Source organism: Paludisphaera sp., from assembly GCF_037189885.1.
GTDB lineage: Bacteria > Planctomycetota > Planctomycetia > Isosphaerales > Isosphaeraceae > Paludisphaera.
Genome location: NZ_JBBCIR010000106.1, coordinates 1 through 22,827, shown reverse-complemented (window position 1 = coordinate 22,827; position 22,827 = coordinate 1). Strand labels below are relative to the sequence as shown.

The 22,827-nt window shown below is 70.9% G+C and carries 18 protein-coding genes; 14 read left to right on the top strand and 4 right to left on the bottom strand.

The features are described 5' to 3' along the window. The first annotated feature begins 16 nt into the window (after window positions 1-16). The 9 genes from WG209_RS23850 to WG209_RS23810 all read left to right on the top strand — a co-directional run bounded on the left by WG209_RS23850 (window position 17) and on the right by WG209_RS23810 (window position 9,971). Complete coding sequence (locus tag WG209_RS23850) at window positions 17-1,432, top strand: hypothetical protein (RefSeq protein ID WP_337177611.1); 1,416 nt, start codon at window positions 17-19, stop codon at window positions 1,430-1,432. A 208-nt stretch (window positions 1,433-1,640) separates the two neighbouring features. Next, the gene (gene infC / locus WG209_RS23845; protein WP_337177622.1) at window positions 1,641-2,156 is read left to right on the top strand and encodes a translation initiation factor IF-3; all 516 of its coding nucleotides are present in this window, start codon (window positions 1,641-1,643) and stop codon (window positions 2,154-2,156) included. Window positions 2,157-2,427: 271 nt separating this feature from the next. Continuing rightward, complete coding sequence (gene rpmI / locus WG209_RS23840) at window positions 2,428-2,769, top strand: 50S ribosomal protein L35 (RefSeq protein WP_337177610.1); 342 nt, start codon at window positions 2,428-2,430, stop codon at window positions 2,767-2,769. Window positions 2,770-2,886: 117 nt separating this feature from the next. After that, window positions 2,887-3,291, top strand: a complete 405-nt coding sequence (gene rplT / locus WG209_RS23835; RefSeq protein ID WP_337177609.1) for a 50S ribosomal protein L20 — start codon at window positions 2,887-2,889, stop codon at window positions 3,289-3,291. 23 nt (window positions 3,292-3,314) lie between these two features. Beyond that, on the top strand, window positions 3,315-4,322 hold the full coding sequence (pheS, locus tag WG209_RS23830; protein WP_337177608.1) for a phenylalanine--tRNA ligase subunit alpha: 1,008 nt from the start codon (window positions 3,315-3,317) through the stop codon (window positions 4,320-4,322). Between the two features lie 72 nt (window positions 4,323-4,394). Then, a complete protein-coding gene (locus tag WG209_RS23825; RefSeq protein ID WP_337177607.1) occupies window positions 4,395-4,631 on the top strand; it encodes a hypothetical protein in 237 nt (78 codons plus the stop codon). 11 nt (window positions 4,632-4,642) lie between these two features. Continuing rightward, window positions 4,643-6,217 carry an amino acid permease gene (locus tag WG209_RS23820; protein WP_337177606.1) on the top strand — a complete coding sequence of 525 codons (1,575 nt, stop codon included), beginning with the start codon at window positions 4,643-4,645 and terminating at the stop codon, window positions 6,215-6,217. 4 nt (window positions 6,218-6,221) lie between these two features. Then, window positions 6,222-8,240, top strand: a complete 2,019-nt coding sequence (pheT, locus tag WG209_RS23815) for a phenylalanine--tRNA ligase subunit beta (protein WP_337177605.1) — start codon at window positions 6,222-6,224, stop codon at window positions 8,238-8,240. A gap of 123 nt (window positions 8,241-8,363) precedes the next feature. After that, window positions 8,364-9,971 (top strand): GTPase, encoded by a 1,608-nt coding sequence (locus WG209_RS23810; RefSeq protein ID WP_337177604.1) that lies wholly within the window; start codon window positions 8,364-8,366, stop codon window positions 9,969-9,971. A gap of 7 nt (window positions 9,972-9,978) precedes the next feature. On the opposite strand, the gene WG209_RS23805 is transcribed toward WG209_RS23810, so the two are convergent. Continuing rightward, the gene (locus tag WG209_RS23805) at window positions 9,979-11,127 is read right to left on the bottom strand and encodes an HlyD family efflux transporter periplasmic adaptor subunit (protein WP_337177603.1); all 1,149 of its coding nucleotides are present in this window, start codon (window positions 11,125-11,127) and stop codon (window positions 9,979-9,981) included. A gap of 189 nt (window positions 11,128-11,316) precedes the next feature. On the opposite strand from WG209_RS23805, the gene WG209_RS23800 reads away from it, so the two are divergent. Together WG209_RS23800 and WG209_RS23795 are read left to right on the top strand one after the other, a co-directional pair. Beyond that, entirely contained in the window at window positions 11,317-12,669 is a 1,353-nt protein-coding gene (locus tag WG209_RS23800; protein WP_337177602.1) for a Gfo/Idh/MocA family oxidoreductase, read from the top strand. Window positions 12,670-12,757: 88 nt separating this feature from the next. Beyond that, window positions 12,758-12,988, top strand: coding sequence for a hypothetical protein (locus tag WG209_RS23795; RefSeq protein ID WP_337177601.1), 231 nt, complete (start codon window positions 12,758-12,760; stop codon window positions 12,986-12,988). Between the two features lie 13 nt (window positions 12,989-13,001). Here the strand turns inward: WG209_RS23795 and WG209_RS23790 are convergent, their stop codons facing one another. From WG209_RS23790 to WG209_RS23780, 3 genes are all read right to left on the bottom strand, one after another. Then, window positions 13,002-14,051 carry a tetratricopeptide repeat protein gene (locus WG209_RS23790; protein WP_337177600.1) on the bottom strand — a complete coding sequence of 350 codons (1,050 nt, stop codon included), beginning with the start codon at window positions 14,049-14,051 and terminating at the stop codon, window positions 13,002-13,004. A gap of 20 nt (window positions 14,052-14,071) precedes the next feature. Further along, window positions 14,072-16,813, bottom strand: coding sequence for a hypothetical protein (locus tag WG209_RS23785; RefSeq protein WP_337177599.1), 2,742 nt, complete (start codon window positions 16,811-16,813; stop codon window positions 14,072-14,074). A gap of 107 nt (window positions 16,814-16,920) precedes the next feature. Continuing rightward, window positions 16,921-17,370, bottom strand: coding sequence for a sulfur transferase domain-containing protein (locus tag WG209_RS23780; RefSeq protein ID WP_337177598.1), 450 nt, complete (start codon window positions 17,368-17,370; stop codon window positions 16,921-16,923). Window positions 17,371-17,535: 165 nt separating this feature from the next. Between WG209_RS23780 and WG209_RS23775 the strand changes: the two genes are divergently transcribed. The 3 genes from WG209_RS23775 (at window position 17,536) to WG209_RS23765 (ending at window position 22,780) form a co-directional block, all read left to right on the top strand. Then, window positions 17,536-18,174, top strand: coding sequence for a TetR/AcrR family transcriptional regulator (locus WG209_RS23775; protein ID WP_337177597.1), 639 nt, complete (start codon window positions 17,536-17,538; stop codon window positions 18,172-18,174). Beyond that, window positions 18,171-19,541 carry an efflux RND transporter periplasmic adaptor subunit gene (locus tag WG209_RS23770; RefSeq protein WP_337177596.1) on the top strand — a complete coding sequence of 457 codons (1,371 nt, stop codon included), beginning with the start codon at window positions 18,171-18,173 and terminating at the stop codon, window positions 19,539-19,541. Before WG209_RS23775 ends, WG209_RS23770 begins: the two co-directional genes overlap by 4 nt. Before the next feature lie 101 nt (window positions 19,542-19,642). After that, the gene (locus WG209_RS23765; protein WP_337177595.1) at window positions 19,643-22,780 is read left to right on the top strand and encodes an efflux RND transporter permease subunit; all 3,138 of its coding nucleotides are present in this window, start codon (window positions 19,643-19,645) and stop codon (window positions 22,778-22,780) included. Window positions 22,781-22,827: the final 47 nt, after the last annotated feature.

The following is a 22,827-nucleotide window of genomic DNA, read 5'->3' as shown; positions in this document are numbered from 1 at the left end:
CGGAGGAGCGTCGGTCATGGATGAGGCGAAGGCGTCGAAGGTGAATCAGGGCGGGGCGCGGACGCGACGCGACGGGCCCGAGGCCCCCCGGACGGCCCCGGCCGACGCGACGGGCCGGCGCGGGCCGTCCCGAGGCAAGCGTGTCGCGTTCGCCGCGATCCTGCTGGGCATGGCGTGGCTCTCGTGCGAGGTCGCCGCCTGGCCGCTGTACCGGATCGTCGCCGGCAAGCCCTTCTCGTGGAGCGGGTTGCAGGAGGAACGCCGCGAACGCGCCGGCCGCCCGGAGGGCATCGGCGCGGGGGTGATGTCGCGGGTCCACCCGTACGTCGGGTACGTGCAGGATCCCTCGCCGTCGAGCGGCCAGGTCCGACTGGCCGACGGCAAGACGATGCCGATCTCCAACTTCGGCTACATCGACGACAAGGACCCGATCCACAAGCGCGAGCCGGGCAAGGTGATCGTCGGGATCCTGGGGGGCTCGGTCGCGAGCTTCTTCGGCGTCAACGGCGTGCATCGGCTCGAGGAGGTGTTGAAGACGTCGCCCGAGTACGCCGGGAAGGAGTTCGTCTTCGTCAACGCGGCGCTGGGGGGCTACAAGCAGCCCCAGCAGTTGACGACGCTGGCGTACCTGACGGCCCTCGGCGGCGAGTTCGACATCGTGGTGAACATCGACGGCTTCAACGAGGTCGCGCTCCACGAGCTGGAGAACGCCGGCCACCACGTCTTCCCCGCCTTCCCCCGGAGCTGGCACGCGCGGGTGGGCCTGGACGACCCGAGGCTCGCCGCGTCCAAGGCCGCGATGGCGGCCATCGAGGAGTCGCGCAACGCCTGGGCCCGCTGGGCGTCCGACCCCCCCTGGCGCTGGTCGATCCTCGGCAACCTCGTCTGGAAGCTGCGCGACCGCCGCCTGGAACGCGACGCCTACGAGCTGGTGAAGGCGCACCAGGAGCTGAAGGTGCGATCAGAGCCCTACGTCGCAACCGGGCCGGCCCGCGACTTCGCCAGCCGCGACGAGCTGTTCGAGATGCTGGCCTCGATCTGGTCGAACAGCTCGCTGGGGCTCCGGGGGCTGTGCGAGCCCGCCGGGACGCGGTACTTCCACTTCCTCCAGCCGAACCAGTACGACGGCGATTCCAAGCCGATGGTCTCCGCCGAACGCCGCGTGGCCTTCAACGAGGGACACCCCTACCGCAAGGGCGTGCAGTCGGGCTACCCCCTACTCCGGCGGAACGGGGCAACCCTCCGCGAGCGGGGCGTCTCCTTTCACGACCTCTCCGGCCTGTTCCGCGATCGCGCCGAGGGGTTGTACGTCGACGACTGCTGCCACTTCAACCAGCGCGGCCTGGACATCATGGCCGAGGCGATCGGCCGGGCGATCCTCGACGATTCGGCGAGGTCTCGCGACGGTGGGAGTACGCCCGCGTCGCGGTGATATCGGGACAAATCGCGCGGGAAGGGCCCGGCCGGGCTTGACAATAAGGGGGTCGATGCGTAAAGGTTAGGGATGCCTCGCCATGACTTGACGGACGGCCGCGGGGGCCGGTTCCGGGGTCGTTCGGGGAGCCGTCCCGCTCTGGAGCGAGCGGCGCGGCACCCCCAGCCGCGAGGCTCTTCCATTCACCGTCCCCGAGGAGGACGTCATCGGACCGATCGAGCGAGGACTGAGGGTCAACGAGCAGATCCGCATCTCCCCCGTGCGGGTCATCAACGCGGAGGGCGCCATGCTGGGCGTCATGCCGACGAACAAGGCGCTCGAGGCCGCACGCGAATCGGGGATGGACCTGGTCGAGGTGGCGCCCAACGAGCGCCCCCCGGTCTGCAAGATCATCGATTACGGCAAGTTCAAGTATACCCAGAAGAAGCGCCTGACCAAGCAGAAGCAGCACCACGTCCAGATCAAGGAAATCCGAGTCCGCCCCAAGACCGGCGACCACGACATCGAGGTCAAGGTCAAGCGGGCGAAGGAATTCCTGATGGGCAAGGACAAGGTGCTGGTCAACGTGCTGTTCCGGGGCCGCGAGCTCGCGCACATCGATGAAGGCCGCAGGGTCATGGATGAGGTCCTCCAGGCCCTCGAAGAGGTGGGCAAGCTGGAGAAGACCCCTTCGATGGAAGGGCGTCGCATGACCGCCATCCTGGCGCCCAGGGCGTCGTGATTCGCGCGGATCGGCCGACCACGCCCGCCCAGGGGCCGAATCCCGCGGCGGGCGGTCGCGTCGTCTAGACGACGAGGGGGGCGGTCTGCTACGATGGGCCGCTTGCCCCCCTCGGCCCCGATCGGCGTCCCCCCCAGACGGGCCCAGGGCGTTCCCGTCCTCGCGTCGGATCGTCTCCGATCGAGGCCGGCGCCGACCGCGAAGGCGAGGCGTCTCCCGCGACGACCGCACGCGGCCGACCCCCATTGCAACCGAACAGGACGATAGTGTCATGCCGAAATTGAAGACCCACAAGGGGATCAAGAAGCGGTTCAAGGTGTCGGCCACCGGCAAGGTCTCGCACAAGCGCTGCGGGTCGTCGCACCTGAACTCGCACAAGAGCGGCAACAAGATCCGCAAGCTGAGGAAGCGCAGCTTCCTGTCGGTCTCGGCCGAGACCGCGCGGATCCGCAAGGCCGCCCGCGTGCGGATCTCCACCAACCCGCTGGCCGTCGAGGCCGCCCGCGCCGAGTTCCTGGCCGAGCACCAGGCCGCCGGGACCACCCCGCCGAAGAGCCGTCGCCTCCGCTTCCGCGGCCGTCGCGCCCAGGAGCGTCAGGCCGCCGCCTCCTGAAGCTGAAGCCCCCGGCCCCGGCCGGTCCGATCGCGCGAGCCCGGACGAAATCCCGAATCCTTCCTACATAGCGTCGAGGGCGACGGTCGCCGTCGCCGCCATCGAGAGTCCTGAACCATGCGTGCAAGAAAAGGTGCGGCCCGCCGCCAGGCCAAGAACCGTCTGTTCAAGGCCGTCAAGGGCTTCGTCGGCGGCCGCGGGCGGCTGCTGAAGTCCGCCAAGGAGACCCTCCTCCGCGCCGGCATGTTCGCCTTCCGCGACCGCCGGGCCAAGAAGCGCGACTTCCGCCGGCTCTGGATCATCCGCCTCAGCGCCGCCGCCGAGATGCGCGGGCTGAAGTACAGCCGGCTGGTCCACGGCCTGAAGCTGGCCAACGTCGGGCTCGACCGCAAGAGCCTCTCCGAGCTGGCCATCCACGACTCCGAGACCTTCGACGCCATCGTCGCCAAGGTCCGCGCCGCCCTCGAGAAGGCCGACGCGGAGCTGAAGGCCCGCCAGCAGCAGCAGGTCAAGACCGCCTGACCGCCCCGCCCTCGGAAGCCTCGATGAGCACGACCGATCCGCTGGAGACCGCCCTGCTGGAGCTGGACAAGCTCCAGGCCGGGGCGGTCCGCACCTTCGAATCCGCCGCGTCGCCGGACGACGTCGAGGCCGCGCGGGTGGAATACCTGGGCCAGAAGCAGGGCCGCCTCAAGGCCGCCCAGGAACGGCTCAAATCCCTCCCGAACGCGGCCAAGAAGCCCTACGGCCAGCGGTTCAACGGCGTCAAGCAGGCGCTCGAGGCCGCCTTCGAGGCCGCCCGCGCGCGCCTTGAGCGCGGGGGCGTCGTCGACGGCGGTATCGACGTGACCCTGCCGGGGATCGCCCCGCGCCTGGGGCATCGCCATCCCCTGAGCCAGACGGCCGACGAGCTGATCGACATCTTCGGCCGGTTCGGCTTCGCCGTCGCCCGCGGCCCGGAGGTGGAGGACGTCCATCACAACTTCGACGCGCTGAACATCCCCCCGGTCCACCCGGCGCGCGACCCGCTGGACAACTTCTACCTGTCCGACGGGACCATGCTCCGGAGCCAGACCAGCACGATCCAGGTGCGGGTGATGGAGTCGCAGCCGCCGCCGGTCCGGGTGGTGGCGATCGGCCGGGTCTATCGGCCCGACACCGTCGACGCGACCCACTCCTTCATGTTCCACCAGATCGAGGGGCTGATGGTCGACGAGGGGGTGACGATGGGGCACCTCAAGTCGGTCCTCCGGCTGTTCGCGAGGAGCTACCTGGGGGAGGACGTCCAGATCCGCTTCCGCCCGTCGTTCTTCCCGTTCACGGAACCGAGCGTGGAAGTCGATATGCTCTGGCATGGCGGTCGCCGGTGGGTTGAAATGGGGGGAGCGGGGATGGTCGACCCCAACGTCTTCAAGGCGGTCGGCTACGACCCCGAGCGGGTGACCGGCTTCGCGTTCGGCCTTGGCATCGAACGTCTCTGCATGCGGCGGCACGGCATCGACGACATCCGGCTCCTGTACCAGAACGACGTCCGCTTCCTCGACCAGTTCTGACCCGACCGACCGATCGACCCCGCCCCGCCGACCCGCGGTGAATCACACGAGCGAACGAGCAAGGGGGCCATCATGAGCGACGTCAAGGAAAGCGTCATCGTCACCGCCGGGGCGACCGCCCACGGCGTCTGCGTGCACCATCATGATTTCCCCGAGGTCCGCGCCGAAGGGAAGTCGCCCCGCGAGGCCGCTGCGTTGCTGGCCAACAAGCTGGCCGCGGCCATGGACACCGCCCTGACCGAATGGCGGCGGCAGTCGCTGACCAAGGCGATCACCGACGTCAACGACTACGTCCGGCGCGAAGGCTGAGGCCGCGATCCATGCCGAAGCCGACGACCGAGGACGCGGAGCCCTCGAAGCCCAGGAAGCCCAGGCGCGCCCCCGCCCTGGCCCGCGATCTCGGGGTCCTGGACGCCTCCATGCTGGTCATGGGGGCCATGATCGGCTCCGGCGTGTTCATCACGTCGGCCGAGTCGGCGCTCCTGGTCGGCTCGCCCGGGTGGCTCATGGCCGCCTGGGCGCTCGCCGGCCTGATGACCATCGCCGGGGCCCTCTCCGCGGCCGAGCTGGCCGCCATGATGCCGAAGGCCGGCGGGCAGTATTACTTCCTGCGGACGGCATACGGCCCGCTCGTCGGGTTCCTGTACGGTTGGTCGCTGTTCCTGGTGGTGCAGACCGGGACCATCGCGGCGGTCGCCGTCGCGTTCTCGAAATTCCTGGGGGTGTTCGTACCGGCGATCTCCGCCGAGCACCGCGTGATCTTGTACGAGTCCGGCCGCTACGCGATCCGGGTCTCCACCCAGCAGGCCGCCGCCGTGGCGGTGATCGCGGTCCTGACAATCGCCAACACCCGGGGGCTGCGGCTGGGCTCGCTGATCCAGAACACCTTCACGTTCGCCAAGACGGCGGCCCTCATCGGCCTGATCCTGGCGTGCTTCCTCCTCGGCATCGACGAGAAGGCCGCCGCCTGGACCTCCTCCTGGTGGGATCCCTGGGCCAACGGATGGACGCCGAACTCGCACTACAAGCCCCCCCTGCCCGTCGACGGTTACGGGGCCGTGCTGCTCTTGCTGGGGCTGGCGATGATCGGCCCGCTGTTCTCCTCGACCGCCTGGAACAACGTGACGTTCCTGGGCGAGGAGACCCGCGACCCCGGCTCGACGCTCCCCAAGGCGCTGCTGCGGGGGACGGCCATCGTGGTCGTCCTCTACCTGCTGGCGAACGCCGCCTACCTGACGACGCTCCCGTTCGAGGCCATCCAGCACGCGCCCCAGGAGCGGGTGGGGACGGCGGCGATGGAGGCGGCGGTCGGCCCAAGCGGCCGTTATCTCATGGCCGCCGCGGTCCTGATCTCGACGTTCGGCTGCGTCAACGGCCTGATCCTGGCCGGGGCGAGGGTCTTCTACGCGATGGCCCGCGACGGCCTCTTCTTCCAGGCCGCCGCCAGGACCAACGACCGCCAGGTCCCGGCCGTCGCCCTATACGCCCAGGGGGCATGGGCCTGCCTGCTGACCCTGCCGGCGACCGTGATCGTCGCGTCGGACGGCGGGGTCGACTACGGGAACCTCTATAGCGAACTCCTGGAGTACATCATCCCGGTCGACCTGGGGTTCTGCCTGCTGATGGTCGCCTCGGTGATCCTGCTCCGGCGCAAGGCCGCGTTCCTCAACCGCCCCTACCGGACGTTCGCGTACCCCTGGACGCCGGGCGTGTTTATCGTGCTGGCGGGGCTGCTCGTCGCCGATTTCCTCTACCTGAGACCCTGGACCTCGGGCGCCGGCCTCGTGATCGTCCTGGCCGGCGTCCCCGTCTATTATCTTTGGGACCGCCTCCAGCGCCGGCCCCCCGCCGCCAAGGCGAAGCCCGCGCCGAGCCCCGAGACCGCGAGCGAATAGCCCGATGATCGTCAGTTGGAATCAGCTCACCGACTATGTGCGCCTCGACATGCCCGTGGAGGCCCTCGCCGAACGCCTGGCCCTGACCGGCCTGAACCACGAGTCCACCGAGGACGTCGGCGGCGACCTGGCGATTGACCTGGAAGTCACCAGCAACCGCTCGGATTGCCTGGGCCAGATCGGCGTGGCGCGGGAGATCTCGGTCCTCTTCGACAGGCCCCTGCGCGTCCCCTCGGCGACGCCCAAAACCTCGGGCGAGCCGGTCGAGTCGTTCGCCGCGTTGTCGGTCGAGGCCCCGGATCTCTGCCCCCGGTTCACCGCCCGCGTGATGACCGGCGTGAAGGTGGGCGAGAGCCCCTGGTGGATGCGGAAGCGCCTGGAGACCCTGGGGGTCCGACCGGTCAGCAACGTCGTCGACGTGACCAATTACGTCATGTTCGAATGCGGCCAGCCGCTTCACGCCTATGACCTGGACAGGCTCGAAGGCCGGCGGCTCGTCGTCCGCAAGGCCCGTCCCGGCGAGAAGCTCACGGCGATCAACGGCAAGCAATATCCGCTCGATCCCGAGATGCTCGTCATCGCCGACGCCGAGCGGCCGGTGGGGCTGGCCGGCGTGATGGGGGGGCTCGACACCGAGATCGGGCCCGGCACGACGAACGTGCTGATCGAGGCCGCCCGGTTCGACGCCATGTCGGTCCGGCGGACGTCGCGGGCGCTCGGCCTGTTCAGCCCGTCCAGCTTCCGGTTCGAGCGCCCGCTCGACCCCGAGGTCGCCGACTGGGCCAGCCGCCGGACCGGGGAGCTGATCCTGGAACTCTGCCCCGGCAGCGTGCTGCATCCGGGCGTGATCGACGTGGCCGCCCCCGTCGCCCCGCGCGAGCCGGTCGTCCTGCGGCTCGCCCAGATCCCCCGCGTGCTGGGGATCGAGGTCGAGCCGTCGGAGGTCCGCCGCATTCTGGAGGCCCTCGGCCTGCGCGTGCTCGAGGCCGATGGCCAGGTCGTGAAGGTCATCCCCCCGACCTGGCGGGCCGACCTGGAGCGCGAGATCGACCTGATCGAGGAGGTCGCGCGGATTCATGGGTACGAGAAGATCGTGGAGGACCGGCCGATCCCCGTCGCCAGCGCCCCCCGCGGCCGCCGCGAGCGGGTGGAATCGGCGATCCGCGACGCCCTGACCGCCCAAGGGCTGGACGAGGCCGTCACCTTCAGCCTGGTCGAGGACGCGCTCGCCGGGCCCATCACGGCCGAGGGTGCCGACGCGCCGCCGCTGCGAGTTTCGCACTCCAGCCGCAAGGTGGAGAACGCCCTGCGCCGGGGCCTGGCGCCGAGCCTACTCTCCGTCCGCCGCCACAACGAGGCGCACGGCGTCGCCGACGCCCGCGTCTTCGAGATCGCCGACGTCTACCTCCCCGGCAAGGACGGCCTGCCGGACGAGCCGGCGCGGCTGGCGATCGTGGCCGGGTCGGACTTCCGAGGCGTGAAGGGGATCGTCGAGACCCTGCTCCGCCGCCTGCTGATCGCCGAACCGCTCTCCGCCAGGCCCGCCGACTCGCCCCTGTTCGCCGCCGGCCGCTCGGCCGAGTTGTGGCTCGGCGACCAGCGCCTGGGCTGGATGGGGGAGGTCGACGCCGAGATCGCGCGGAAGTTCGAGCTTCGCAACGCCTGCTCGGCCGCCGAGCTGGAGCTGGGCCTGCTGCTGGAGAAGGCCCGGACGGTCGCCCAGTATCGCCCCCTGCCGAGCTATCCGGCGGTCGTCCGCGACCTGTCGCTGGTGCTCGACCGGTCCGTCTCCTGGGCCGAGCTTGAGGCCGTCGTCCGCGAGCACGCCGGGGCCTCCTTCCGCGAGGCTCACTACCTGGACACGTTCCGGGGGGGTAACCTCGGCGACGACCGCCAGAGCGTCCACTTCGGCATGACCTTCCGCCGCGACGACCGCACGCTGACCGGCGAGGAGGTCGACGCGGCCGTGAAGGACGTGGTCGAAGCCTGCTCGCGGAAGCTTGGCGCGACGTTGCGCGCCTGACGGCGCGCGATTCGCGGCGGGGGTCGATCCGGGGCGAGTCCCGCCCTCATCGTGCCCGCCCCCCCCCCCCCACCCGCGCCGGGGGGGCTGATGGTCTCACCGTCCAGCGAAATCGAGGGCTCCATGCCGTCCATCCGCGACACGCTGACGACCTGGCGGGCGACCCTGTGGGTCCTCGCGCGCGAGTGGCGGTCGGGCGTCCTGCTGCTGCTGCTGGTCGGCCCCGTCCTGGCGTACATCGGGTTCGGGACCATCTGGCTGTACGAGCGAGGGTGGATCATCCCGGCGGTCGTCGGCTGGATCGCGGCCGGGGGGCTGTTCGCGATCCTGGCGGCGCGGTGGACGACCAGCACCCGGACGGTCCTCCCGCCGCTCGACTGGGACGCGCCCCGGACGTTCTCGCCGCTGGACCGCGAGGCCTGGCGGCTCGTGGAGGAGGAGGCCCTGGCGGCGGAAGCCCTGCCGATGGAGGCCATGATCGACGGGGAGCGATACGTCGACGTCGGCCGGATCCTACTCCAGAAGCTGGCCGTCCATTACCACCCCGATTCGAAGCACCCGCTGGACGACGTGCCGGTGGTGGAGCTGCTCGGGGCGCTGGAACTGGCCGCGGAGGACCTCGCCCGGCTGACCCGCCAGATCCCCGGCGGCGACATCGTGACGCTGTCGCACTGGCGACGGGCGATGCAGGTCGCGAATTACTTCAACAAGGCCAACGACCTGTACGCGCTGGTCTCCCCGTTCCTCAACCCGCTCAGCGGGCTGACGCGGATCGGCACCCGCGAGCTGATCGTGAAGCCTGCCTGGAAGAACATGCAGCAGAATATCCTGCGGTGGTTCTTCCAGGCCTATGTCAACCGGCTGGGGGCGCACCTGATCGAGCTGTTCAGCGGCCGGCTCGCCATCGGCGTCGACGAATACCGCCGGCTCACGCGCCGACGGCCGATGGCGGCGAAGATGGCGGACCCGGACGAGCCGCTGACGGTCGCCGTGGCGGGGGCGCGGGGCTCGGGGAAGTCGCGTCTGATCCAGGTGGCGCGCGACCTGTTCCAGGGGGATGACCGCACCGTCCGCGCCCGGCTGGAGGGGATGGGGCTGGACCCGACGGCGATCGATCGGCTCAAGAACGTGAAGTTCGTCGAGGTCGCCGGCTACACGACCAACGGCAGCGACGATCGGGAGTCGCGGACCGACCGGAGTTCGCGCGACTCGGCCGTGTCGGCGTCGGTCGACGCGGACATGCTCATGCTGACGATCGATGGCGGCAAGGGGCTGCTCCCGGCCGACCTGGCGTTCGCTAAGGCGTGGGACGGCTATTACCTTCAGCATCCCCACCGCGAGGCCCCGCCGGCGCTCGTCGTGGTGACGGGGGTCGACCGGGCGGAGCTTGGGCCGGGGTGGCAGCCGCCGTATGACTGGGGCTCCGGCCAGGGGGCGCGGGAGGCCGCCGTCCGCAACCTGATGGACTCGCTCCGCGCCTCCTTGCCGCCGACGTTCACGGAGTACGCCGCGGCCGGGCTCGACGACGCGACGCCGTTCGGCGTCGTGGAGCACGTCCTCCCCGCGTTCGCCGCCCAGCTCCATCGCGCCGAGCGTTCCAACCTGCTGCGTCGTCTCCAGGCCGCCGCCGGGCGGTCGAAGGTCCGTCGCGTGATGGGCCAGATCGGCGAGCAGGGCCGGAACGTCTGGACGCACCTCAAGAACCGGCGGAAGGCGTCCAAGTCGGGCTGATCGCCGGTCAGAACGGGGTCGCCCCGGGCTGGTTCGCGGGGGCGGGCGGCGGCCGTCGCGCGGGCGGGGTCCGGGCCGTGGACGTCGAAGGTGGCGACGGGACCGCGGCGGCGCGGCCGGGCTGGTTCGGGTTCGGCGGAGCCCCCTCGAGCATCCCCTCCACGCCGAACCGGATGAACGTCCCGGAGACCAGCGGGACGGAGGTCGAGACGACGACGGCGTCGCTGCTCCGAAAGGGCCCGGAGACCTGCACGCGCTCCGGCCCGACCTCGCCCAGCGTCTTGACGCGGACGTCGGCGACGTGCTCGGCCCGGATCACCTGCACGGTCGCGTCCGTCCCCCCGGCGCCGGCGGCCTTCACGGCCGACCTCGGCACCACGGCCACCGGGGCGACGGGGAGGCTGACGCTCCGGACGCGCAGGCCGGGCTCCAGCGCCCCGTCCGCGTTCTGGACCTGGACCCACGCGCCGGCGATCGGCGCGGCCAGCTCGCGCAGGGGCCGATACTCTTCCGTCGCCGGGAGGGGGACGATCGACTGGACCCTGGCCGTCCGACGCTGGTCCTCGATCGCGGCCGTCGCCTCGCCGCCCGCCTTGACCTCGCGGCGGTCGACCGGGACGAGGGCCTTCAGGGTCGACAGGTCGGCCAGCTCGGCGATCACGGTCCCCTTGAGGACGAACTGGCCGGAGGCGACGGGGGCGGAGACGATCCGGCCGGCGAACGGGGCGCGGAGCGTGAGCCGGTCCAGCTCCAGCCGGGCCAGCTCCACGCGGCCCTCGGCCGCCTCCACCACCGCGGCACCGACGGCCGTCGGCGACTCGCCCGCGAGCGCCTTGCGCTCGCGCAGCTCGGCCTCGGCGATCTTGAGGCGGGCGGCGGCCTCGGCCCGGTCCATCTCGGCGACCTGCTGGGCCTGGCGGACGGTCGAGCCGGCCGGCGCGTCGACGCTCTTGAGGTAGCCGTCGGCCGGCGCGACGATCGTCACGGTCCGGATCGGCTCCAGCGCGGCGACCACCTGATAGCGCTCCGGGGGCGTCAGGGCGATCGGCTCCGTGTCGATCACGGCCGAGGTGGGCGGCCCTTGCGCGCGGGAGGCGGCGACGAGGCCGACGGAGGCGGTCGCGACGGCGGCGAGGATTCGGATCCGGGCGTTCATGGCGGCCCTCGCGAGATCGAGAAAGGATACCGCGGACGTGTCGGGCATTGTACGCCGCGCCCGCGACCGGGGGACACCCGCGGCTATCATTCGCGAGGCGCGCGGAGTAGGATCGGCGTGGGCGGGGCGACGGCGGGACGACGCCGATCGCGGCCCGGCTCATCTCTCCATACCAGGCGGGCGAAGACCATGAGCGATCAGTTCACCAGGCGGGGGTTCGTGGGGACGGCGGGCGCCGCGGGCGCGTTCGCCACGTTCGCGGCGCCGGCGATCGGCCGGGCGTCGTCCGCCGCCGAGCGCAAGCGGCTGGGCCTCATCGGCGCGGGGAGCCGCGGCAACCAGCTCCTCGGCGACTTCCTGAACCAGCCGGACGTCGACGTGGTGGCCGTCGCCGACGTCGACGATCGCCACGCCGGCGAGACCGCCGACCGCGTCAAGGACGCCAGGAAGGGCGAGCGCCCCCACGTCGGCCGCGACTATCGGGAGATGCTCGACCGCGACGACCTGGACGCGGTCGTCATCGCCACGCCCGACCACTGGCACGCCCTGCCGACCATCCACGCCGTCCTCGCCGGCAAGGACGTCTACGTCGAGAAGCCCGTGGCCCACAACGTCGCCGAGGGCCGCGCGATGATCGAGGCCGGGGCGAAGACCGGCAAGATCATCGCCGTCGGGACGCAGCAGCGGTCGTCGAACCACTTCCGCAAGGCGGTCGAGACCGTCCGCTCCGGCCAGCTCGGCAAGGTCTTCTGGGTCCAGACCTGGAACTTCGAGAACATCAGCCCGGTCGGCATGGGGCCCTCGCCCGACACGGCCGCGCCCGCCCACGTCGACTACGACAGGTGGCTCGGCCCCGCGCCCGAGCGCCCGTTCAACCTCAACCGTTTCCACCTGCTGTTCCGCTGGTACTTCGACTACGCCGGCGGGATGATGAGCGACTGGGGCGTCCACCTCAACGACATCGTCCTGTGGGCGCTCGACGCCAAGGGCCCGAACAGCGTCTACGCCACCGGCGGCGTCGAGACGACCGAGGACGACCGCGACACCCCCGACACCCTGCAGGTCGTCTATGAGTTCCCCTCGGCCGTGCTGACCTACTCGATGCGCAAGGGGAACGGCTACAAGTTCAACGGCCACGACTACGGCATCCTCTTCTGCGGCACCGACGGCAGCCTGCTGCTGGACCGCTCCGGCTACGAGATCATCCCGGACCAGATCAACGAGCCCTACGGCATCGCGCTGGTCCACGGCAAGCGCGACCGCCGCAAGATCGAGCTCGAGGCGTCGAAGGAGAAGGGGGACGACGGCCAGGCGCCGCACATCCGCAACTTCCTCGACTGCATGGCCTCGCGCGAGAAGCCGACCAGCGACATCGAGGTCGCCCATCGCTCGACCAACACCTGCCACCTGGGGAACATCGCCTACCAGGTCGGCCGCAAGCTGAACTGGGACGTCGACGCCGAGCGCTTCAAGGACGACCCCGAGGCGGACGCCCTGCTCTCCCGCGAGGCCCGCAAGGGATACGAGCTGCCGAAGGTGTGAGCCCGGCCGAGGGGGCGGGGGAGGAGACCCTTCCCGTCGGCTTCCCCGAGGAACGCGCCCGAATCGACCCGACCCCGGAAGCCCAGCCATGCCCGCGCACGCCGGTCAGTACATGCGGATCCTCGGCCTCCTGATGGAGATGTTCGGGCTGTCGTCGGTCGCGATGTCGTCGCGCGACGGCTCCGGGCACTGGTTCGGGATGACGACGGATCAGGTGTGGACGATCGTGGTCGTCGGCTTCGTCTTCTGGGCGGTCGGCACCGTCGTGAACATCAACGAGGCGTCCCGCCGGCGGGCGCGGCGGGACGACCTCGATTGAGCGCGAGCCCCGATCAGCCCTGGGCCCGCCGGGCCCATGGGCTGTTGGGGTACTCCTGCTTGAGCCGCCGCTCGTACTCGTCGGCGCGGGGGAGCTGGCCCATCTTGCGGAACAGCTCCTCGATGCGCCGCAGCGCGCGAGGATGCTCCTGCTTGTCCTTGGCGTAGAGCAGGTCGACGTGGAGGTACGCCATGAGGGCGTCCTTGGGCTTCGCCGCGGCGGCCAGGCAGTCCCCCAGGGCGTTGTACGCCCGCGACTGCACGGCGAAGTCCTCCGCGGGGGCGGCGGCGATGACCTGCCGGACCAGCGTCTCCGACTCGTCGTAACGGCTGGCGGCGACCAGGGCCTCGGCCTTGACCAGCTCCAGCTCGACCCGCCTCGGCGAGCCTTCCGGGGCGGCAGCGGCGAGGCGGTCTAGCTCGTCCACCGCGGCCTGCGGGTCGCCGGATTTCGCGAGCAGCCGCGCCTTGAGGACCGCCGCGCGGTCGGCCCCGGCGGGGAGCTTGGCCAGCTCGGCGAGGTTGGCCTCGGCTCCCTTGAAGTCCTGGGCGTTGAGCTGCACCCGCGCCAGGGCCTCGCGCGCGGCGACGACGTGCCGGCCCCTGGGGTGGGCCTGGAGGAAGGCAGTCAGCCTGGACACGGCGTCCTTCACGCGGCCGGGCTCGGCGAGGGCCTCGCCGGCCAGGAGCGACGCCTCGCCGAACCTCGCGGCCTCGACGACGAACGGCTTGCCGGCCGCCTCGGTCGCCGCCTTCTGGTACTGCGCGACGGCCTCCTCGACGCGGCCGGCGTCGGCGTTGGTCCGGCCCAGCTGCATCGCCGCCGGCTGGCCCTGGTACTCGATCGACTCGATCTGGTCGGTCGGCACCACGATCGTCGTGGCGCCCAGCGAGACCGTCACCTCGGCGGGGGTCTCCGCCGTGACCGTCCCGCGCACCGCGCCCCCCTGGGCCTGCTTGAACGTCGAGCCGGGGATGAGTTGGACGACGTCGGCCCGAGCCTGGGCGGCGACGAGCAGGCCGGCGAGCGCGACAGCCGCGAGCCGCGTGTGGATCGATGGCATGGGGCTCCCCTCGGTTCGGTTCACTTCAAGGTCGCGAGCAGGTCATCATACTTCTTCTTCATCGCCGGGCCGCCGAGGGTCGGGTTCAGGCGCGTCACGGCCGTCAGGGTCTGCCGCGCCCGCGCGGTCTGCCCCTGCTTCGCGTAGGCGACCGCGGCGCGATACCAGGCGTCGAAGTAGGCCTCGGGGCGGGGCCTGGCGCGGCTTAGCTTCTGGGCGACGTCCTGCCAGTGCGCGCAGGCCGCCCGCCAATCCTCGCGAGCGTCCAGCAGCTCCCCCTTCGCGATCAGCGGGTCGATGTAGCGCGAGTATCGCGGGTCGGTCGTCAGCTCGTCGATCACGGAGGCCGCCGGGTCGAACTTCTTCTGGATCCGGAGCGCCTCGGCGAGCTTCACCTTGGCCCGGAGCAGCCGCTCGACCGCGCCGGGCTGGCCCATGAACTCGGCGTTCCCCTCGGAATCTTCGATCAGCTCGCGGAGGACGCCCTCCGCTTCGGCCCCGGCACCCAGCGAGAGGAGCCCGCCGGCCGCCCAGTGCAGCGAATCGAACGACTGGCCGTCCTCGCTCTCGGCCAGCGCCATGAGGAACGACCGGAAGGACTTCTTCATCTCGGCCAGCTTTTGGGGCTGGTCCGCCTTGGCGAGCCGGTCCAGCTCTGCTTCCAGGAGCCGGCCGAGCTTGAAGTAGAGCCGCGCGCGGTTGGAGCCCTCGCCGCTCTGCTCCAGGGCCCGCATCGAGGCGATGGCCGGCTCGACCTGGCCGGTGTTGATCTGGGCGAGCAGGTACGCCTCCATCAGCCGCCCGTGGGCCGGGCCGGTCCCGGCCGCCTGGGCCTCGACGATGGGCTTGAGGACGGCGATCGCCTCGTCGGCCTTGCCAGACTCCGTGAGCGCCGCGCCGAGGTCGGCGGCGTTGCCGAGGAACCCGACGTCACCCGTCGCCGCGCCGGCCGCCTTGCGGTCGTCGAGCGTCCGCCGGAGGATCGCGACGGCCTCGGCGGCCTCCGCCTCGGCCTCGGCCCGCCTGGCCTCGCCCTCGCGGGCGAGCGCCAGGCTCCTGGCCCAATGGGCGCCGCCGAGCCGCGTCTGGGCCTCCAGGCGGCGCGGCGAGCGCTCGCGGACGGCGGCGAAGTCGGCGAGGGCCAGGTCGTATTCCCCGCGGCCCTGGTGGATCTGACCCATGACGATCCGGGCGTCGTCGGCCTCCTCGCGCTCGGGCCAGGTCGCGGCGGTGAACTTCGCCAGGTCGAGGTAGCGCTCCAGGTCGCCGGCGCGGTCGGCCGCCCTGGACGCCTGGTATTGCTCGAAGATCGCTTGCAGCGCGAGCGCGGCGGCGGGGGGCGCCAGCTCCCAGGTCGAGTGACGGCGCGCGAGGTGGCCGGCGACGACCTCGGCCTCGGGATACTGCTTGTTCATGTAGCAGGCGAAGCCCAGGTCGTAGCGCAGCCGGTTCACCCGATCGGCCTGACGCGGGCCGGCCTTGCCGAGAGCGGCGCGGAGCAGCGCGACGGCGCGGTCCCACTCGCGCGCGGCGAGGGCCTCCTCGGCCTGGCCGGTCGTCTCGTCGAAGCTCAGCCGGGCGATCTCGGACGGCTGGAACGCCGTGCTCGGCCTGTACTTCCTCAGCAGGTCGAGCGCGTCGTTCTTGAAGCGGCTCGGCGCGCGGACGACGGGCGCGAGGGCCTCGACAATCCGCTTGGACGCCTGGTCCTTCTCGGCCTTGGGGGTCTCGGGGGTGACTTGCGCGTCGATGGCGCGGGCCAGCTCGTAGGCAACGCCCAGGCCCTCGACCGAGTCCCGCTCCTCGCGGCGGTCGTGGATCTGGAACCATCGGACGGCCTCGTCCGCGGCCAGGGCGAACTGCTCGCGCTTGGCCAGGGCTATGATGTAAAAATAGCTGACGTGCCGCTTCAGGTCGCGGAGGCGTTCGTCGGGCTGGCCCATCAGGGCGCGATAGTCGCCGATCGCCTCGCCGATCTTGCCCTGCTCCTCGAAGCACTTGCCTCGGTACATCTGCGCGAGCATGCCGGCGGTGGTGCCGCGATATCCCTTCTCCATCGCGTCGAACAGCTCGAGCGCCTTATCGATGATCGGCCCGCGCTCGGCGGCGTCGGATGGGTAGGTCTGAGCCTCCTCGTACAACGCGATGCCGCGCTTGAGGCGCGCGTCGAGCATGGAGTTCCGCAGGCGATCGCGCTGCTCGATCCTCGGGTCGCCGCGCTCCTTGAAGCCGGCGAGGGCCTGGTAAGCGGCGTCCAGCCGCTCGGCGCAGCGCTCGTAGGCCTCCGCGGCCTCGCGGAAGTGGGCGCGGGCCTCGTCGAGCTTGTCCTGCTTCTTCTCGGGATCCTGGGCGTCCTCGGCGACGAGTCGGGCGAGGTGGCCGCGCTCGGCCTGGCCGCGGGCGACCTCGACGAGCGCCTCCATCGCCTCGGCGTCGTCGGGCCGCTCCTTCGCGAACGCCTCGAGCCTGGCCGCGGCGCGGTCCAGCAGCTCGCGACGCCGCGCCAGGTCGACGGTCCGCGACGCCTCGTCGACCAGCATCCGCCCCTCGTGGTAGTCGAGCATCCCCTTCAGGGGCTCGCCCAGCCCCGGGGCGCCGCGCAGCCGTTCGAGGTACTCCGACGCCAGGTCGAAGTACCCGCGCTCGCGCAGGCCCAGCAGGAATGCCGCGGCCGTCCGGGGATCCTCCCCCGCCGTAGCGAGGCCGGGAGCGGTCAGGAGGAGGAGGGAGAGGGCGAGGCCGGCGGCTCGGCGACGGGGCATGACGGACTCCCGCACGACGTCGAAAGGGCGACCGCGATGGGACGGGCCGGACGGATCCACTCTAGGACGAGGCTTTTCGCCGAGTCAAGCGCGGCGGCGGCCGTCCGTCAGCCGGGCGAGTTCAGGTACTGCTCGACCTTGGCCTGCAAGCCGGGGTCGAGCGCCAGGCCGATCTCGCGGCCCTTCTCGACGGCCTCGTCGGCCCCCCAGCCGTTGGCGCGGGCCTGCTGGATCAGCGTGATCGCGGCGGCGCGGCCCCCCTTGCGGCAGTGGACCAGCACCTTCCCCCTCCCCGCCTCCCGGTCGATGAAGGCGCACGCCTCCGCGACCCCCGGGTCGGACAGGACCGGCTGGCCGACGCCGAGGTGGTGATACGCCAGGCCCAACGCCTCGGCCTCGCGACGCTCGGCGGCGACGTCCATCGGCTGCTCGGGCTCGCCATCGTTGCGCAGGTTTACCACGGCGACGTACCCCTCGTCCCGCAGCCGGGCGAGGTCATCCCTCGTCGGCTGGTCGGCGATCGTGATCCGGTCCGTGATCGGCTTCTCCACGTTCATTGCGTCATCCCCGGGGTCGCGGCGGAAGGTCCTCCCTCGGATTGTACCCTGCGGGGGACGGCCGTGGGCCTTTTCCATCTTGACGGTTTTTCAGGAATCGATCATGATACCTACCGCTCGGTAGGCTGCATTGTTTCCCCAGTCGGTCCATTTCCGAGGCCCAGGATGGCGTCGCCCGCGAGGACGGACGAGAGCGAGAGCGAGAGCGAAGCGGCCGGCCAGATCTCCAGGGCCGCGGCGAGGCTGTTCGCGCGTCGGGGGTTCGAGGCGACGTCGACTCGGGAGATCGTCGAGGAGGCCGGGCTGGCCAAGCCGACGCTCTACTACCATTTCGGCAGCAAGGAAGGCCTGGCGAAGGCGCTCCTGGTCGAGCCTCTCTCCGCGTTGGTGGAGCGGCTGGGCGAGATCGTGGCCGAGGAGAGCGACCCGGCGCGGGCGCTCGGTCGGGTCCTGGCCGCGCATTTCGACTACTGCCGGGACGACCCCGACCGTTCGCGGTTCTTCTTCGCGGCGGCGTTCGGCCCCCCCGAGGGGCCGACGGGCTCCTTGATGGCGTGCCGCAAGGAAGACCTCCGGGGGCCGACGGACGCCGCGCTGCGCCGTTGCGTCGAGGCCGGCCTGGTCCCCGAGGACGAGTTCGACGCCTTCGACTCGATGTTCCGGGGCATGCTGACGATCTCGGTCATCGATTTCCTATATCACGACAAACCGCTCGGGGAGGATCGCGCCGGCATGCTGGTGGCGACGCTGCTCCGGGCCTTCGAGGGCCGAGCCGACGACGCCGGCCGGGATGGTCGCGCATGAAACTCCGGATGTTGGCGGCGGCGACGGCGGCGGGCCTGGCGGTCGCGGTGGCGGGCTGCGCCTCCGGCGAGGCCCCGGCCGGGGAGGAAGAGGCCGGCGGCCCCCCGCCGCCGGTGCCGGTCACGGTCGCGGCGATCGAGCGACGGCCGGTCGAGCGGACCATCGAGGCCGTCGGCTCGCTCCGGGGCTGGGAGCAGGTGACGGTCGGTTCGAAGCGATCGGGGCGGGTGCTGAAGGTCCACCACGACATCGGCGACCGGGTCCGCCCCGACGAGCCCCTGGTGGACATCGACCCCGTCGACGCCCGGCTCGCGTACAACGTGGCCGAGTCGAAGTACCTCGCCGAGCTGGTGAAGCTCGGCGTCACGGCCCAGACGGCCGAGGATTTCATCAAGCGCTACGGGATCTCGGAGACCCTGATCTCCGGCCCGCAGACCGAGGAGATCATCGAGAAGGTCCCGGCGGTGGTGCAGTATCGCGTGGCGATGGAGCGGGCCTCGCAGAACCTGGCCCGCCAGCACAAGCTCAGCCAGCGGGGAGCCGGGACCACCCAGGAGCTGGAGGACCAGGAGAGCGAGTACCGGACCTCGGTCGCCGCCTACGACAACGCCAAGTCGACCGCCCGAAACGTCATCGCGATGGCGCTGGCGAACCGGGTGGCGCGCGACCAGGCGGAGCAGCAGCTCAAGGATCTGACGATCCTGGCCCCGCGCCCGCAGGAGGCCCCGCCCACCGGCGGCGAGGCCGTCGACCTCGTCTACGCGATCTCGCGGCGGTCGGTCGCCGAGGGGCAGATGATCCGCGAGGGGGATCCGGTCTTCGACCTGGTGATCGAGGACCCGCTGCGACTGTGGGCCAACATCCCCGAGCGCTACAGCGCCAAGATCAAGCCGGGCCAGCCGGTGCGGATCTCGGTCGCCTCGCACCCCGGCCGGGCGTTCGAGGGGAAGGTGTCGCGGATCAACCCGACGGTCGACGCCGAGAGCCGCACGTTCCAGGTCGAGGCGCTGGCGACGAACGGGGAGGGCCTGCTCCGCCCCGGGGGCTTCGCCAAGGCCGTGGTGGTCGTGGAGACCGAGGCCGAGGCCACCGTCGTCCCCGTCGAGGCGATCGTCCAGTACGCCGGCGTGACCAAGGTCTTCGTCCTCGACGGCGACCACGTCCGCGCGGTGGACGGGCTGGTCCTGGGCAAGGAAGGGGCCGGCTGGGTGGAGGTCGTGTCCGACAAGATGCCCACCTCCGGCAGCGTCGTCGTCACCGGCCAGTCCAAGCTCGCCGACGGCTCCGGCGTGATCGTCCGCGAGCCCGACCGGGACGCCGAGCCCAGCCTCCACGCCGAGGCCGTCAAGCAAGCGGCCAGGAATTAAGCCCGGCTCGGGCCCGACGGCCACGACGACCTCGGTTTCAGCGAACGCCTCGATCTCGCCCTCTTCGTCGCGAAGCTGGGCATCCGCCCTGGATCTCGCCCATGACGATCTCCGATGTCTGCATCAATCGACCGGTCTTCACCTGGGTCCTGATGATCGTCCCCCTGGTGCTGGGGGCGGTCTCGTACTCGGAGCTGGGGGTCGACCTGTTCCCGGACGTCGACTTCCCGGTCTGCACGGTGACGACCGTGCTCCAGGGGGCGAGCGTGGAGGAGATGGAGTCCACGGTCACGAAGCCGATCGAGGACATCATCAACACCGTCTCCGGCATCGACGAGCTGCGCTCGACGACGCAGGAGGGGGTCTCGGTGGTCGTCGTGCAGTTCCTCCTGTCGAAGAACGGCGACGTCGGGGTGCAGGAGGTCCGCGACAAGGTCAACACCATCCTCGCGGAGCTGCCCGAGGGGACCGAGGCGCCGATTATAGACAAGTTCGACACCGGCTCCATGCCCGTGCTCACCATCGCCGTCTCCGGCCGGCGCGACTTCCGGGAGGTCACGGAGCTGGCCCGGCGTCGGATCAAGGAGCGGCTGGAGACCGTGCCGGGGGTCGGCTCGATCACGCTGGTCGGCGGCCGGACGCGGGCGATGAACGTCGTCGTCGACGCCGACCGGCTCGCCGGCTACAACCTCTCGGTGGAGGACGTCCGCTCGGCGCTGCTGCGCCAGAACCTGGAGGTCCCCGGCGGCCGGATCGACCAGGGCCCGCGCGAGCTGGTCCTGCGGACGCTGGGCCGGCTCCAGACCGAGCGCGAGTTCGCCGACCTGATCATCGCCAACCGCAACGGCTACCCGATCCGCGTCCGGGACGTGGGCCGCGCCGAAGACTCCCACGAGGAGCCCCGCAGCCTCGCCCGGCTGGACGGCAGCCCGGCCGTGAGCCTGGTCGTCCAGAAGCAGTCGGGCGTGAACACCGTGCAGCTCGTCCACGACCTGAAGGAGCGGCTCGGCGAGCTGAAGGCGACGCTCCCGCCCGACATCGCCACCGAGATCATCCGCGACCAGTCGCGGTTCATCGAGAAGTCGATCGAGGAGGTGAAGCTGCACCTCGTCCTGGCCGCGGTGCTGGTCTCGCTGACCATCCTCCTGTTCATCCGCGACTGGCGGACGACCCTGATCGCCACCCTGGCGATCCCGACGTCGATCATCCCGACGTTCATGTTCATGCATTACATGGGCTTCACGCTCAACAACATCACGATGCTGGCCCTGATCCTGGCGATCGGCATCGTGATCGACGACGCGGTGGTCGTCCACGAGAACATCTTCCGCCACATGGAGGAGGACGGGCTCGACGCGATGACGGCCTCGCGCAAGGGGACGCGGGAGATCGCGCTGGCGGTCATGGCGACGAGCCTCTCGCTGATCGTCATCTTCCTGCCGATCGCGTTCATGGGGGGCGTGGTCGGCCGGTTCTTCTCCAGCTTCGGCGGCACGGTGGCGTTCGCCGTGGCGATGAGCCTGTTCGTCTCGTTCACCCTCACGCCGATGCTCTGCTCGCGGTTCCTCAAGCTGGAGCCGGCGCACGACGGGCACGCGGCGAATTCGAAGTCGGGCTTCATCTGGCGCGCCCTCGACGGGAGCTACGGGGCCTTCCTCCGCGGGGCGCTCCGGTTCAAGTTCCTGGTGATCCTCGCGTCGATCGGCGTGATCGCGTCGACGATCCCGGTCGGCAAGGCGGTCGGCTTCTCGCTCATCCCGCGCGACGACCAGAGCGAGTACGAGATCAGCGTCACCACGCCGGAGGGCTACAGCCTGGAGCGGACGTCGGAGCTGATGACGGAGCTGGAGGGGCGGGTCCGCAGGCTGAAGGGGACGCGGTACATCTTCACGTCGATCGGCTCGACGACGGGGCGGGCGGTCAAGGGGGCGGGCGACGTCACCCGCGCGACGATCTACGTCCGCATGGACGAGCTGGAGGACCGCGACTACTCGCAGTTCGACGTCCAGCAGGAGGCCCGCGAGTTCCTGACCGACTACCCCGACCTCCGCGCCAGCGTCAACGACGTCTCGCCGTTCCACGGCGGCAACCGGCCGCAGACCTTCCAGCTCAACCTGGGGGGGCCGGACCTGGAGAAGCTGGCGGAGTACGCCGACGGGCTGGTCGCGGGCCTGCGGAAGGACGGCCGGGTCGTCGACCTGGACACGACGCTCTCCCTGCGCAAGCCCGAGGTCCAGGTGGTGGTCGACCGCGAGGCGGCGAGCGACCTGGGCGTGCCGGTCGGCACCATCGCCGATAGCCTCCGGGTCCTCGTCGGCGGCCTCCCGGTCACCCGCTTCCGCGACGGCGACGAGCAGTACGACGTCTGGCTCCGGGCCGACGCCGCGGCGCGGGGGTCGGTCGACGAGATCTATCAGCTCACGCTCCCCTCCCCCAAGGCGGGTCTGGTGAAGCTCTCCAGCCTGGCGGAGCTGGTCGACGATCGCGGGCCGACGGAGATCGAGCGGCTCAACCGCGAGCGGATCGTCACCGTGCTGGGGAACCCGGAGGGCATCGCGCTGGGGGACGCCGTCGGGGTCGCCCAGGGGATCATCAAGGACATGGACCTGCCGCCGGGGTACTCCTACGTCCTGACCGGCCAGGCGAAGACGATGAAGGAGATGGTCTACCACTTCACCGTGGCGTTCGTCCTCTCGATCGTGTTCATGTTCCTGATCCTCGCCGCCCAGTTCGAGAGCTGGACGCAGCCCGTCGCCATCCTGGCCGCGCTGCCTGTGACGGTGCCGTTCGGCATCCTGTCGCTCTACCTGTTCGAGACGCCGCTGGACCTCTACGCCCTGTTCGGCCTGTTCATGCTGGTGGGGATCGTCAAGAAGAACGGCATCCTCCAGGTGGACGCCACGAACCAGCTCCGCGCCCGGGGCGTGCCGCGCCACCAGGCGATCCTGGAGGCCAACCACACCCGGCTGCGGCCGATCCTGATGACGACGATCATGCTCGTCGCGGCGATGGTGCCGATGGCGCTCGGCCAGGGCCCCGGCGCCGGCGCCCGGGCGAGCATGGCGAAGGTCATCATCGGCGGCCAGATGCTCTCGCTGCTGCTGGCCCTGCTCGTCACGCCGGTCTTCTACGTCCTGCTCGACCAGATGGCGAACCTGGCGCGCCGGATGGGGATCCGCTTCTCCGTCGAGCAGCCCCCGGCGCCCGAGCCGACGCTGGAGGCCGTCGAGGCCGCCTGAGTCTGTCGCGAGATCGGCGCGCGAAAGAGGCCGCCGCCCCGGATCGT